Consider the following 12,399-nt stretch of genomic DNA (forward strand, 5'->3'; position numbering starts at 1 on the left):
ATGGGTCGTAGCCTTGGGTTTCCTCCACTCGTTTCCACGGACACCGACCATGAAGAAGACCTATCACGGCAGCTGCCACTGCGGCAAGGTGCGCTTCCAGGCGCTCATCGATCTCGCCGCGGGCACCGGCAAGTGCAACTGCTCGATCTGCATGAAATCGCGCGGCTGGGGCGCCATCGTCAAGCCGGCCGACTTCACGCTGCTGTCGGGCGAAGAGGACCTGTCGAGCTACCAGTTCGGCTCGTTCAGCGCCGAGCACCTGTTCTGCCGCCATTGCGGCGTCAAGTCCTTCGGGCGCGGCAACGTGCCGGAGATCGGCGGTGCGTACGTCAGCGTGAACGTCGCCTGCCTGGACGACGCGACGCTCGAAGAGCTGTCCACCGCGCCGGTGCGCTACATGGACGGTCGCCACAACAACTGGTTCGAGGTGCCGGCGGAGGTGCGCTACCTCTGAGGTGACCGATGGCTCCCACGCTTTCGGCAGAGAATGCCCGTTGCTTCACCTGCTGCGAACGAAACCAATGAACGATGAACTCGAAGCCCGCATCCGCTCGGGCCAGGCGCTGTCCGAATCGATGGGCAACTTCCACGTGACCGGCTGGGACGCCGAGCACAAGACGCTGAAGGCCGCCTTCACCGTGCGGCGCGAGTACTGCCACACGAACGGCACGATCGCCCAGGGCGGCTTCATCACGGCCTGGCTCGACGCGGCCATGGCCCATGCGGTCATGCACGACACTGAGCAGGCGCAGACGGTCTTCAGCCTGGAGATCAAGGTGAGCTTCTACGAGAAGGTCGGCCCTGGCGAAGGGCGCGTCGAGGGGCGCGTGATCCGGCGCGGGAAGCGCGTGGCGTTCCTCGAAGCCGCGCTCTACAACCCCGATGGGAAGCTGGCCGCAGAGGCCACGTCGACCGGGATACTGGCGAGCCTCTAGGCTAGGCCTGCCCGACCTGGGCCTGTATCTCGCGGATCACTGCTTCTTTTTCCCGGTTGTAGACCTGCGGATTGGCCGGATCGATGGCGTGGGCGCGGTCCTTGGCTTCTTCGTACTTCCTGCGCAGGTCCGGGCGCCGGTCGAGCACTTCCATGAAGGCCAATGAGTCCACGTGCACCGGGTCGCCGCGATGGCAGATGTGCAGGTTGAGGTTGAACCTGCGCCCATCGTGCAGCACGGACGCGCAGACGTAGGGCTTCTCGTCCGTGTCGACCCACACGGGGCGACGGTGAAACCCGAGGGCTTCGAATTCCGACTGGGCGATGCGCAGGTTCTCGCGCTGCGTGATCGCCGCGATGTCGACCATCGGCTTTCCCCGCAGTCCGACGATCGCCGTGCTCCCGATGTGCATGAGTTCCACGCCTTCGAGCTGTGCCTGCACGTCACGCTGCACCTGCGCGAACACCTCGGCGTACGCCGGGTCGTAAGGCAGGATGTGGCGCTGGTCCAGGCTCTCGTCGAAGGCGAGGAGCTTCATCGCGAGATGCGCGCGAGCCAGGCCAGCAGCACGGCCACGACTTCGTCGCGGTTGGTTTCGTTGAGCGTCTCGTGGCGCGCGCCGCCGAACACATGGCACGACACGTCGCGCAGGCCGGCCTCGCGGTAGCGCTGCACCAGCGGATAGAACCACTCGGCCTTGTTGCTGACCGGGTCCTGGTCGCCGGTGAACAGGTACAGCGGCAGCTCGGGCCGGATGCGCGTCTGCATCGCGGCGGGCGTGAGTTCGTCGAGGCTGGCGAACATGGAGCCCATGCCTTCGGCCGACACGGTGAAGCCGCACAGCGGGTCGGCGATGTAGGCATCGACCTGGGCCGGATCGCGGCTGAGCCAGTCGAAGGGCGTGCGCACGTCGGGCAGCGCGGCGTTCATGTCTTCGAGCCGGAAGCCGCTTTGCAGCGCGCCGCCCAGCAGGTCGAGCGCCGTGGTGCCCGACAGCACCGCACCCGACAGCAGTTCGCTGTGCCGCACCAGGTAGTACTGCGTGGCGAACGAGCCCATGCTGTGGCCGACGAGGACCAGCGGCAGCCCGGGGTGCTCGGCGCGTGCGTGGCGGCTGAGCAGCGCCATGTCGTCCACGAGACCGGCGAATCCGCGCGGGCCGAACTCGCCGAGTTGGTCGCGCGCAGCGGCGCCCGGGCCATGGCCGCGGTGCTCGTTCGCGTAGACGACGTAGCCGGCCTTTGTGAGCGCGTCGGCCAGTGGCCGGTAGCGCAGCGAATGCTCGCCCATGCCATGCGCCAGTTGCACGATGGCGCGCGGCGCGGTGCCCTGCCAGCGATGGGCCTCCACCGGATGGCCGTCGTTGGCGGTCAGTTCGAAGTGGGTCTCGGTGCTCGGCATGCGGGGTCCTCCAGGGAAGTGGATCTGCATCCTAATCGTTGGCGGCCCGCAGCATGGCCTTGCGCAGCCACACCTGCGCCGGGTCCTTGTCGGTCACTGCGCGCCAGGCCATCCGCAACTGGTAGCTCGGGCTGTCGAAGGGCAGGGGCTCGCAGCGCAGGCCGCTTTGCGCTGACAGCGCCAGCGCCACGTGCTCGGGCACCGTGGCCAGCAGGTCGGTGCCGGCGAGCACGGCGGGCAGGCTGCCGAACTGCGGCACCGAGAAGAGCACGTCGCGCTGGCGTCCGAGTTCGCCCAGCGTTTCGTCGACGGTGCCGCACAGGTCGCCGGCATAGGTCACGAGCAGGTGGCGCCGGCGGCAGTAGTCGTCGAGCGTCAGCCTGCCGGGCGCGGTGTCGGCGCGGAGCACGGCAAAGCGCGCGGTGCGGACCTTGCGCACCTTCGCATCGGCGGGCAGGTCTTTCAGGAAGGACATCACCGCGCTGACACGGCCCTGGTCGAGGTAGCGCATGGCGTTGCGGTAGCAGACGGTGAGCGTCACCAGTTTGGCGCCGGGCACTTCGGTGCTCAGGGCGCGCAGCAGGCGGGGCAGCATCGCGATCTGCAGGTCGTCGGTCAGGCCGATGCGGAACACCGGCGCGGCGCGCGCCGGTTCGAAGTCGGCCTGCGCGCGGAACGTGGCTTCGATCTGCGCGAGGGCGGGGCCCAGGCCCTGCATCAGGGCGAGGGCCCGTGCGGTGGGTTCCATCACGCGGCCCTGGCGCACCAACAGCGGATCGCCCGTGAGCTCGCGCAGTCGCGCGAGCGCATGGCTCACCGCGGGCTGGCCGAGGTTCAGCCGCTCGGCGGCGCGGCTGACGTGGCGCTCGCGCATGAGCGCGGCCAGCACGGTGAGCAGGTTCAGGTCGATGCGGTTGAGTTCGATGGGTTTCATCGGGGTCGGGGCGTTATCGATCGTGCGCATAGCGACTATCCCGCGAATCGATTTCCTTGATGACGCCGCGGCCTCTAGATTGAAGCCGTCGGTCATTCAAGAAAGAAGGAGAGTTGTCATGAGCAGGATGGTTCGTTTTCACGCATTCGGCGGTGCCGAGGTGCTGAAGCTCGAAGAGGTCGCGGTGCCCGCGCCGGGCATTGGCGAAGTGCGCATCGCGGTGCAGGCCATCGGCCTGAACCGGGCCGACGCGTTGTGGCGCGAGAACCTGTACATCGAGGACGCGACGTTGCCGGCGGGGCTGGGCAACGAAGCCGCCGGCGTCATCGAGGCCGTGGGCGAAGGCGTCGAAGGGCTGCGCGTGGGCGACCGGGTCGCGGTGCTGCCGGGGGCAAGCCAGGGGCTGTATCCGACCTACGGCGACCGCATTCTCTTTCCGGCCGCGCACGTGGTGCGGTATCCCGACAACCTGTCGGCCGCGCAGGCTGCGGGCGCCTACATGGCGTATCTCACGGGCTACTTCCCGATGTTCGAGATGGCACGGCTGCAGTCCGGTCAGGTGATGCTCGTCACCGGGGCGTCATCGGGCACCGGCATCGCGGCGCTGCAGATGGCGCGCGTGGCGGGCATCGTCGCCATCGCGGTCACGCGCACGGCGGCCAAGCGCGACGCGCTGCGGGAGGCGGGCGCGACGCATGTGGTCGTGACGGACGAAGAAGACGTGGTCGAGCGCGTGTTGACGCTCACCGAGGGCCGCGGCGTCGACCTGGTGTACGACGGCGTGGGCGGCGCGCAGGTCGAGCGGCTCGGCGACGTGGTCGCGCATGGCGGCTGGTATGTGCTGTATGGCTTGTCGGGTGGCGCCGAATTCAGGTTTCCAGTGATTGCGCAGTTCCGCAAGAGCTGGCGCTTCCACGTCTACAAGGTGCTGGAGCACACGGGGGCCGCCACCATGGGGTTGCCGCGCGACGAGGGCGCATTGGGCCGTGCGCTGGCTTTCATCGATGCGGGGCTTGCCGATGGCACGCTGCACGTGCGCATCGACCGGAGCTTCGCGCTCGACGACGTGGTGCAGGCCCACCGCTACCTCGAGCGCGCCGGGCACATCGGCAAGGTCGTGCTCGAGGTCTGACCGGCGCTCAGGCAGCAGACGTCAGCCGGTACCAGGCCACGCCATCGTCGGCGACGTCGCACGCGATCTCGCCGCGGTGCCGCAGGTAGTTGAGGCAGGCGAGGCTTTCTCCCGTCGCCATGCCGAGCAGTTGCACATCGGACTCGGCGATGCTGCGCGCGAACAGGCTCGTGAACACATCGACCGCGCGCTTCGGCGTCTTCAGTGCGTTGCGCAAGCGGTCGAGCGAGCGCTCCTGCCCGTGCTGCAGCCGGTCGATGCGCGCATGCAGGCCGCGGAAGCACTCGTTGTGCGACGGCAGCACCAGCACGTCGTCGGGGACTTCGCGCTTGAGCTTGGCGAGCGACGCCAGCCAGTCGGCCATCGGGTCGGCGTCGGGTTCGACCGGCGAGACCGACACGTTGGACGAGATGCGCGGCAGGATCTGGTCGCCCGAGATCAGCACCTTCAGGTCGGGGCAGTACAGGCACGCATGCTCGGGCGAATGGCCGTTGCCGGTGACGACGCGCCAGTCGTGCGCGCCGATGCGCAGCACCTCGCCGTCGCGCAGGCGCCGGAAGCTGTCGGGCAGCGGGTGGATGTGCTTGCCGAAATTGCCGAAGCGCGTGCGGTAGGTCTCGATGGCCGCCTCGCCCCAGCCGGCGCGCCGGTAGAAGGCGATGGCGTCGTCGGGCGCTTCGCGGCCGGTGTCGGACACCATCACGCGGCACATCAGGTATTCGGAGCGGGTCATCCACAGCCGCACGCCGAACTTGCGCGTGAGCCAGCCGGCCATGCCGACGTGGTCGGGGTGCATGTGCGTCACGAAGACGCGGGTGAGGCCGCGCGTGTCGGGCGAATTGGCGAACAGCTCGCGCCAGACCGCCACCGTTTCCTCGGTACGCACGCCGGTGTCGACCACGGCCCAGCCGTCGCCGTCGTCCAGCGCCCACAGGTTGATGTGGTCGAGCGAATAGGGCAGTGGCATGCGGATCCAGTGAACGCCCGTGGCGACCTCGATCGACTTGCCGCGTGGCGGAAGTTCCGCAAAGGGATAAACAAGCTTGCCCTTGGCTGCTTCCGCCGACTCTTCCAAACCATCCATCGTGTTTCACCTCCAGAGGGATGAATTGTGAACCCGACCGGCATTCGGCCCGGGTCACTTCGAAGACGATGGACGGCGCGCTTACTTGCGGCGCGGGCGGGCCGCGCCCGGCGCCGAGGTCTGCGACGGGGCGGCGCCGCCGTCCACGCCCAGGCGACCACCGCCGCCGAGGCCCTGGCCGCGCACCGTCTGCGCCTTGTAGTTGCGCAGCGAACGGACCATCTGGTTGAAGGCGTCCATGAAGGCCGCCGCGATCACCTTGCCCTGCGCGGTGTTGGTGTAGCCGCCGATGCCGCCGGCACCGCCGCGGCCACCGAGGCCGCCGAAGCCCGCGAAGTCGGTCTTGGAGGCGCTGCCTTCGGCCGCAGCCACCTGCACGCCCGAGCGGTTGTCGATGAGCGTCAGCAGCGCGCTGGCTTCCTTGGTCTGCAGGCTGGCGCCGACGGCCGCGATGGCGCGACCGCGTCCGCCGCCCACGAGGCCGCCGAGCGCGCCGCCGATGCCGCCGGCGTCGTTGTTGCTGAACACGATCTCGGGCGACAGGCCGTAGTCGGAAGCCACCATCTGGCCGCGGCCGAAGTTGCTGCCGCCGCGCATCTCGCCCGATTGCATCAGCGCGCGCTCGCGTGTCATGGCGTTCATGCCGGCCGCGCCGCGCTCCACCACCACGAAGCAGTTCGACTGCTGCACCAGCAGGCGCAGCAGGTTGGCCGTGGGCGGCAGGCGGTATTCACCGGTGAGGATCGTGTACCAGCCGGCATTGACGTTCTCGATCAGCGAGACCGTGCCGAGCGGCGATTCGCAGCGCTCGAGCTGGCTGCTCTCGCCCGAGGTGGCGCCGCCGGCGGCGCTGCCCGTGGCCGTGGTCTTGGCCGCCGGGGCGCCCATCTGCATGTCCATGGTCTGGCAACCGGAAAGCGCGAGCAGGCCCACGAGTGCGCTGGCGAGAGAGAGTTTGGAAAAAGGCATGTCCCTGTCCGTCAAATGAAAACGATGTGGCGTCCGCGCAGGGGCGGGCGCCGCGCCCGCGCGACGATACGGGCCGCCCGATGCGGCGGCCAGTGTCGAAAGTCACACAGTCAGGAACATTTGTGACGCTTGTTGGGGCGTGGTTACAGTCCGAACTCCATTCGCAGGAGTTTTCAGATGGCCACAAAGAAGAGGAATGTCGTGGGAGAAGCCGCCGTCGAGCTGACGACGCAGCAGGTCGCGCAGGCCCTGGCCATTGCCGAGGCGTCGGGCTACAGCGGGAATGCCGACCCGTCGTTCGTCGGCGCGGTGCTGGTGGCGCTGGCGGTCAATACGAGCGCCGTCAGCGCGACCATCGACAGTGCGAAGGACCGGGGCCGCGGCGTCGTCGGCGTCATGCAGCACTGACTGCGTGAACGGGCGGCGCCGCCGGCCTGAACCGGCGCACCTTCAGGTCGTGTAGTCGCCGCTGGCTTCCGGCTGGAACAGCACGGCGATCACGCGCGCGCTGTGTTCCCCGCCGTCGGGCGTCTTCCAGCGCGCGACCGCGCCTGTCTTCTGGCCGAGCAGGCCGATGCCGACGGGCGACAGCACCGAGATGAACCCCGTGGTCGGTTCCGCGTCGGCGGGATAGCAGATCACGATCTTTTGTCGCTGCCCGCCGGGCAGGTCTTCGATTTCCACCTGCGTGTACATCGTGACGATGTCCGAGGGCATTTCCCGCGAGGGAAGGATGTCGGCCGTGTCGAGCAGATCGACCAGGGCCGGGGGAAGAGGGGCGGCCGCGAATTTGCTGAGGCGGACGTAATCGAGTTCGGTGAGCGTGCGCTCCCCGTGAACGGTTGAAAGCATGAAGCACTCCAGATGAACGCAACCCGCCTTTCCAACAGACAGGGTCGCTACCGCGCGGTGTGGTGCCCGGCGGTCAAGGTGTGCGCATCAAGAAGAAGGTAGCGGACCGCCGGGCTCAGGAATGTGCGGACGTGCGTCGGAGGACCGACGTGGCCGCCGCGACGACGGCGCCCACACGACGACCGGCCACTGCCATGGGCAGGGCTGCGCGCGCAGGGTATCGACGGGGCGAGAGGAGGGCCATGGGGCGCGAGTGTAGGGGATTCTGGCCAGATTGACCAATTATGGCCCTACAGATGCAGCGAGGAATTGCCGTGGAATCTCTGGATTCAATCGGTTGAAAGTCTGAATCGGAATCAGGGGCCAGTGATTTGAAATTGCGTGAATGAATGATGGAAGAGGATGGGGTAAACGCCCATCTTTACCGAATTCTCTGTGATTTCGATATTTTCTTGACTTGTGCTGTGTGTATTGAAATTCATCAATGAATAATTCGATGCGCTACATCAAGATGAATGAAATGGAATTGATTTGATGAAATTTAATTCGCGTGAAATATTCTTCCTTGGTTAAAACAGGCGCTTGAGATTGCTGTTGTAGACAGTTGATTTCAATTGTTTTGACTCTCTCGAGAGCCTGAGGACTTCAATTGAGAGGCATCTGGCCGAAAGAAGGGGTGAGGGCATTTTGTTTGGTCAATATGTCTCATTTGCGCAGCCTCTGTTCTTTTATTCGATTGCCATAAAAGCCCTGAGACATAAGAATTCGGTACGCAAAAATTTGACCCACTGATTTTCTTCAATTGCAAGCAATGTTGATTTTTTGTTTGCAGCAAGAAGATCAATTGCAAATTTTGCGGCGTGAATTTCAAATAATGTTAATTGGGGTTTGAATGACAGCATCCACTTGGGACTTGTTCTTGTCGTCGTCGCGAGGCCGCGCAGGCGCGGTTCGCCCGCTGCTCCGCGCAGGCCTGGCTCTGCTTGCCGCAGGCGCCGCGACCGCCGCGCTGGCGCAACCCGCCGCTTCGCTGGAGGTGCCGCGCGCACCTGTCGCAGCCCAGGCCGTGACCGTCGTCCTCGCCCAATCGAAGGTGGTCAAGGGGCCGGATGGCAATGAACAGTTCCAGGACGCGGCCACCATCAAGCCGGGCGACGTCATCGAATACAAGGCCACCTACACCAACAACACGGGCAAGCCGGTCAAGGGGCTGGTGGCCGATCTGCCGATCCCCGAGGGCCTGGAATACCTGCCGCGCAGCGCCAAGCCGGGCGCCAGCCTCGTGAAAGCCGCCACCAAGACCGCCGTCTTCGAGCCCGAGCCGCTCGTTCGCAAGCTGGCCAACGGCAAGACCGAATCCGTTCCCTACAGCGAGTACCGCATGCTGCGTTGGAGCCTGGGCCAGTTGCCTGCCAGCGGCAGCATCGCCGTGAGCGCGCGCGCCAAGGTTGAAACCGTCGCGCCGCCAACGGCAGCGCCTCCCGCGCCCGCCACGCCGCCCCCGCGCGGCAAGTAAAGGCCGCGCCGCCCCTCGCGCGCTGCGCGAGGCGAGGGCGCCCGCCCTTTCCATCGATCTCTTGTTTCCGAGTGCCCGTCGGCAGGTACGCGTTCGTCCGTCGAAACGTACCGGCCAGGTTCTTTCGTGTTCCCGTTCATTGACAACAGAGGAGAAAACTACGTGATTCCCACCCAGCCAACCCCACGCGCCAGCGGCTTCAAGCCGTGCGCGCCCTGGGCAGGCGCTGCAGCGTTGACGCTGGGCTTCCTTTTCGGAAGCCCGGCGGCACTTGCCGCTGCGCCGCCCGCCAACACCGTCATCGGCAACCAGGCGTCCGCCAGCTATTCGGACGCCGCCGGAACGGCCCAGGTCGCCACCTCCAACCTGGTGCAGACCACCGTTCTCCAGGTGGGCTCGTTCACGCTCGACAGCGTCAACCAGGTCACGACGACCATCGTCAACACCAAGTCCGGCGCCGCCGGCTCCACGGTCTATGCACCTCACGTGCTAACCAACACCGGCAACGGCGTCGACACCTTCGCCCTCACGGTCAAGGCCGATGCGGGCAAGTTCTCGCGCGTCGAGGTCTTTGCCGACGCCGACGGCAATGGGCTGCCCGACAGCACGACGGCGCTCTGCTCGGCGACCGATGTGAACGTCTGCACGGTGACCCCGGCGCAGAGCGTGCCCGGCAACAACGGCGCATTCCGCTTCGTCGTGGCCTACACGATCCCGGGCTCGGCCGTCGGCACCGGCAACTTCGATGCCGCAACGATCACCGCCACCCCGGGCACCCCGGCGCTGTACACCGCGCCGAACACCTCGGCGGCCGACAAGGACGAGGTCAAGCTGGCCACCGATGCGGTGTTCAACCTCACCAAGGTCATCGGCGCTCCGTCGGTCGCGGCACCGGGCAACGGCGTCTGGCCGACCGCGCCGGCCAATGGGCCGCGCTCTTCCGCCGCCTGCACGGCCACGAGCTGGACACCGGCATCACGCTGGCCGGGCCTCCCGTGCTGATCGCCAGGACCACCACCGGCGTCCTGAGTGGCTGCCCCGCGGCAGGCTCGCTGATTTCCAATTGCAGCGTGGCCGCCGGCGTGGCGCCGGGCACCTTCGAGATCCGCATTCCCGTCTTCGTCGAAGAAACAGCCGTGGGCGCGCAGTCCGGCACGAACACGGTGAACCTGAGCGGTGGCGGCGATGCGCTGTGCACCCCGTTGGCGAACGAACCCTGCGATGCCACGACGCCGCCCATCGCGGTCCGGCTGGGTGACCCGAAACTTCGCATCGTCAAGGTGGCGTACGTCGGTTCGGGCACCCACCGCTTTCGCTTTGCGCTGTCGGGCCTGAGCGTGAGCAGCGACACCATCACGGTCACCGTGCCGGGGGAGCAGGTCGGCGCGCAGACGATCACCGGCAGGATCGGTGTCCCGGTCACCATCACCGAGACGTCGCCTGCCGGTTGGCCCGTGAACCCGGTGAGCGCCAGCTGCTACGACCTGAAGGACGTCATCGCGCCGTCGCCCATCCGCGGGGCGCCCCGCGCGAGGCCGGCCGCAGCGCCGGCGTCGGCGCCGCCGGTGGTGCTGGCCGGCAACGTGCTGACGATTCCCGCCGAGTGGATGGTGGGCGGCGCGGACCTCGAATGCACCTTCGTCAACAGCGACGCGTATGCCGTCACCGGTCGCGTCTTCAGCGACAACGGCAGCGGCGCGGGCGTGCCGAACGACGGCGTGGCCAACGGCGGCGAAGCGGGGCTCGTGGGCGTGCAGATGCGGCTCACCAACTGTGCGGCGGGCGTGTGGTCCACGGCGGTGACCGACGGCTCGGGCCACTACCGCCTGGAGGTGCCGTCGCAGCCGTCGTCGCCGTCCGATGGCGATCCGCTGTGCGTCGAAGAGGTGACGCCGGCGGGTCATCTGTCGACGGGGGCGTCGGTCGGCGGCACGCCGCTTCCTTCCGGCACGGGCGTGGCCGTGGGCGGGCGGACCTACACCTACACGCGCACCGCTGCGGGGGCGCCGGACCACATCGCCTTTGCATGGAACGACGCCCGGGCCGGCGAGCTGAACTTCGGCGACGTGGCCCTGAGCCGCTTCGGCGCCGACAGCGCCCGCACCGGCTCGCCCGGCAGCAGCGTGAGCCACGCGCACACCTTCGTGGCGCAGACCGGCGGGACGGTGAGCTTCGGCGTGGCCGGCGCGGTGGCCACGCCGCCGATCGACGGCTGGAGCGCCAAGATATTCGAAGACCCGGGCTGCACCGGCGCCTTGCAGGCCGGCGCCGCGGTGCTCTATCCGCCGTCGGTGCCCAGGCCTGTGACGACAGGGCAGAACCTGTGCGTGGTGGTGCAGGAGTTCATTCCGGCCGGCGCGCTCGCCGGCTACAACGACAAGCGCTCGGTGCAGGCGAGCTTCGTGTTCACGAACGCATCACCCGCGTTGAGCGCGAGCTACCTCGTGCTCGACACCACGACCGTGTCGAGCACGGCGCTGGAGCTCAAGAAGGAAGTGCGCAACCTGACGAAGAACGGCGGCTTCGGGCTCAACAACGAAGCCAAGTCGGGGGAGACGCTCGAGTACCGCATCACCTACACCAACAACGGCGCGACGCCGATCAGCGGCCTGACGGTGAGCGACGTCACGCCGGTCTACACCAGCTTCATCGCCTCGCAGGACGGCGCGACCCCGGCGACGCTGACCGCATGCACGAAGCGCACGCCGGCCAATGCATTGCCTGCGCCAGTCGTGGCGTGTGCAGCCGCGCAGGCGCCGGGCGGAACGGGTCCGCTGGACTGGAAGTTCACCGGGCAACTCGCACCCGGCGGCACGGGCAACGTGCGGTTCACGGTGACGGTGAACTGACGGCTTGCGCGTCAGCAGGCGCGCAAGCTGCTGCTATCAGCAGCGTCCCTTCTTCGCCTGGCCGGGCGGGCAGTGGCCGCCGCCGCGGTGGTCGTCGTCGTCATGGTCGTAGCGGTCGTGGTCATGGCGGCGGTGGTGGCGGTCTTCGCGGCGTTCCTCACGGCGCTCGGCGCGGCGCCAGTCGCCTTCACGCCAGCGCCAGCCGCCGTCGGCGCGCACCCAGCCACCCGGGGCGTAGGCGTAGTCGGGGCGAGCGGCCACGTAGTAGCCGGGGCGCCATGCGTAGGCGCGGTCGTTCCATTGCCAATGGCCGGGCACCCAGACCTGGCCGCCACGCGGCCGCGGCGCGGGTTCGTAGCGTGGTGCAGGCGGGGCGACCTGGATCAGGCCGGGCACGTTGATGTTGACGGAGACCTGTGCCACGGCGGGCAAGGTGGCAGCGGCCACGGCGGCGGCCAGAAGAATTCTTGTGAGTTTCATCGTGATGCCCTTTGGTTGTTATGAGTCACTGAGCTCGAACAACGCCTGACCGGCGCGGTGCGTGCACGGGGTTGTCCTGGGCGGGGCCGCAGAAGTTGTTAACAAAGAGGGAGTTTTGCACGCAGGGCGGGGCGGCCGTGTCGGACAGGCCCGCGAGCCGCGCAGCGGAAGGCCGATGTGTGGCGCAGAAAGCGAAAAGGCCCGTTACCTTGTGAGTAACGGGCCTTCAGCAAATGGTGGCTCCTCG

At 67.5% G+C, this 12,399-nt stretch carries 15 protein-coding genes; 7 read left to right on the plus strand and 8 right to left on the minus strand.

Translation table 11 applies throughout. The annotated features are described in order from the left end of the window. Window positions 1-49: 49 nt before the first annotated feature. A complete protein-coding gene (locus tag AC07Q9_RS07210) occupies window positions 50-454 on the plus strand; it encodes a GFA family protein (RefSeq protein WP_307588603.1) in 405 nt (134 codons plus the stop codon). A gap of 67 nt (window positions 455-521) precedes the next feature. Continuing rightward, window positions 522-935 (plus strand): PaaI family thioesterase, encoded by a 414-nt coding sequence (locus AC07Q9_RS07215; protein ID WP_062478117.1) that lies wholly within the window; start codon window positions 522-524, stop codon window positions 933-935. A 1-nt stretch (window position 936) separates the two neighbouring features. Here AC07Q9_RS07215 and AC07Q9_RS07220 read toward each other — a convergent pair whose 3' ends face one another. From AC07Q9_RS07220 to AC07Q9_RS07230, 3 genes are read right to left on the minus strand one after another with little or no spacing between them, the layout of a single operon-like run. Further along, complete coding sequence (locus AC07Q9_RS07220) at window positions 937-1,473, minus strand: GrpB family protein (protein ID WP_495308383.1); 537 nt, start codon at window positions 1,471-1,473, stop codon at window positions 937-939. Further along, the gene (locus AC07Q9_RS07225) at window positions 1,470-2,336 is read right to left on the minus strand and encodes an alpha/beta fold hydrolase (protein ID WP_495308385.1); all 867 of its coding nucleotides are present in this window, start codon (window positions 2,334-2,336) and stop codon (window positions 1,470-1,472) included. The genes AC07Q9_RS07220 and AC07Q9_RS07225 overlap by 4 nt, the downstream gene beginning before the upstream one ends. A gap of 31 nt (window positions 2,337-2,367) precedes the next feature. Continuing rightward, window positions 2,368-3,270, minus strand: a complete 903-nt coding sequence (locus AC07Q9_RS07230; RefSeq protein ID WP_495308387.1) for a LysR family transcriptional regulator — start codon at window positions 3,268-3,270, stop codon at window positions 2,368-2,370. Between the two features lie 118 nt (window positions 3,271-3,388). On the opposite strand from AC07Q9_RS07230, the gene AC07Q9_RS07235 reads away from it, so the two are divergent. Then, entirely contained in the window at window positions 3,389-4,402 is a 1,014-nt protein-coding gene (locus tag AC07Q9_RS07235; protein ID WP_495308389.1) for a zinc-dependent alcohol dehydrogenase family protein, read from the plus strand. Between the two features lie 7 nt (window positions 4,403-4,409). Here AC07Q9_RS07235 and AC07Q9_RS07240 read toward each other — a convergent pair whose 3' ends face one another. Next, window positions 4,410-5,486, minus strand: coding sequence for an MBL fold metallo-hydrolase (locus AC07Q9_RS07240; RefSeq protein ID WP_495308391.1), 1,077 nt, complete (start codon window positions 5,484-5,486; stop codon window positions 4,410-4,412). Window positions 5,487-5,567: 81 nt separating this feature from the next. After that, complete coding sequence (locus tag AC07Q9_RS07245; RefSeq protein ID WP_489061443.1) at window positions 5,568-6,455, minus strand: CsgG/HfaB family protein; 888 nt, start codon at window positions 6,453-6,455, stop codon at window positions 5,568-5,570. A gap of 177 nt (window positions 6,456-6,632) precedes the next feature. Here AC07Q9_RS07245 and AC07Q9_RS07250 point away from each other — a divergent pair, with 177 nt between their 5' ends. Further along, window positions 6,633-6,863 carry a hypothetical protein gene (locus tag AC07Q9_RS07250; protein WP_495308393.1) on the plus strand — a complete coding sequence of 77 codons (231 nt, stop codon included), beginning with the start codon at window positions 6,633-6,635 and terminating at the stop codon, window positions 6,861-6,863. A gap of 42 nt (window positions 6,864-6,905) precedes the next feature. On the opposite strand, the gene AC07Q9_RS07255 is transcribed toward AC07Q9_RS07250, so the two are convergent. Together AC07Q9_RS07255 and AC07Q9_RS07260 are read right to left on the minus strand one after the other, a co-directional pair. Next, a complete protein-coding gene (locus AC07Q9_RS07255) occupies window positions 6,906-7,307 on the minus strand; it encodes a GreA/GreB family elongation factor (protein ID WP_495308395.1) in 402 nt (133 codons plus the stop codon). 728 nt (window positions 7,308-8,035) lie between these two features. Continuing rightward, window positions 8,036-8,356, minus strand: a complete 321-nt coding sequence (locus AC07Q9_RS07260) for a hypothetical protein (protein ID WP_495308397.1) — start codon at window positions 8,354-8,356, stop codon at window positions 8,036-8,038. Between the two features lie 17 nt (window positions 8,357-8,373). Here AC07Q9_RS07260 and AC07Q9_RS07265 point away from each other — a divergent pair, with 17 nt between their 5' ends. The 3 genes from AC07Q9_RS07265 to AC07Q9_RS07275 all read left to right on the plus strand — a co-directional run bounded on the left by AC07Q9_RS07265 (window position 8,374) and on the right by AC07Q9_RS07275 (window position 11,672). Further along, window positions 8,374-8,823, plus strand: coding sequence for a hypothetical protein (locus AC07Q9_RS07265; RefSeq protein WP_495308399.1), 450 nt, complete (start codon window positions 8,374-8,376; stop codon window positions 8,821-8,823). A gap of 162 nt (window positions 8,824-8,985) precedes the next feature. Continuing rightward, complete coding sequence (locus AC07Q9_RS07270; protein ID WP_495308401.1) at window positions 8,986-9,825, plus strand: hypothetical protein; 840 nt, start codon at window positions 8,986-8,988, stop codon at window positions 9,823-9,825. Beyond that, the gene (locus AC07Q9_RS07275; RefSeq protein WP_495308403.1) at window positions 9,819-11,672 is read left to right on the plus strand and encodes a prealbumin-like fold domain-containing protein; all 1,854 of its coding nucleotides are present in this window, start codon (window positions 9,819-9,821) and stop codon (window positions 11,670-11,672) included. Before AC07Q9_RS07270 ends, AC07Q9_RS07275 begins: the two co-directional genes overlap by 7 nt. Before the next feature lie 36 nt (window positions 11,673-11,708). On the opposite strand, the gene AC07Q9_RS07280 is transcribed toward AC07Q9_RS07275, so the two are convergent. Beyond that, entirely contained in the window at window positions 11,709-12,152 is a 444-nt protein-coding gene (locus AC07Q9_RS07280) for a hypothetical protein (protein ID WP_489061425.1), read from the minus strand. Between the last annotated feature and the right edge of the window lie 247 nt (window positions 12,153-12,399).

This window comes from Variovorax sp. GW821-FHT09A10 (genome assembly GCF_059418385.1).

Excerpts from the sequence above, each read along its gene's own strand:
- AC07Q9_RS07225 (WP_495308385.1), bottom strand. The coding sequence starts at position 2,336 with ATGCCGAGCACCGAGACCCACTTCGAACTGACCGCCAACGACGGCCAT.
- AC07Q9_RS07280 (WP_489061425.1), bottom strand. The coding sequence starts at position 12,152 with ATGAAACTCACAAGAATTCTTCTGGCCGCCGCCGTGGCCGCTGCCACC.
- AC07Q9_RS07245 (WP_489061443.1), bottom strand. The coding sequence starts at position 6,455 with ATGCCTTTTTCCAAACTCTCTCTCGCCAGCGCACTCGTGGGCCTGCTC.
- AC07Q9_RS07235 (WP_495308389.1), top strand. The coding sequence starts at position 3,389 with ATGAGCAGGATGGTTCGTTTTCACGCATTCGGCGGTGCCGAGGTGCTG.
- AC07Q9_RS07250 (WP_495308393.1), top strand. The coding sequence starts at position 6,633 with ATGGCCACAAAGAAGAGGAATGTCGTGGGAGAAGCCGCCGTCGAGCTG.
- AC07Q9_RS07220 (WP_495308383.1), bottom strand. The coding sequence starts at position 1,473 with ATGAAGCTCCTCGCCTTCGACGAGAGCCTGGACCAGCGCCACATCCTG.
- AC07Q9_RS07255 (WP_495308395.1), bottom strand. The coding sequence starts at position 7,307 with ATGCTTTCAACCGTTCACGGGGAGCGCACGCTCACCGAACTCGATTAC.
- AC07Q9_RS07210 (WP_307588603.1), top strand. The coding sequence starts at position 50 with ATGAAGAAGACCTATCACGGCAGCTGCCACTGCGGCAAGGTGCGCTTC.
- AC07Q9_RS07230 (WP_495308387.1), bottom strand. The coding sequence starts at position 3,270 with ATGAAACCCATCGAACTCAACCGCATCGACCTGAACCTGCTCACCGTG.
- AC07Q9_RS07215 (WP_062478117.1), top strand. The coding sequence starts at position 522 with ATGAACGATGAACTCGAAGCCCGCATCCGCTCGGGCCAGGCGCTGTCC.
- AC07Q9_RS07240 (WP_495308391.1), bottom strand. The coding sequence starts at position 5,486 with ATGGATGGTTTGGAAGAGTCGGCGGAAGCAGCCAAGGGCAAGCTTGTT.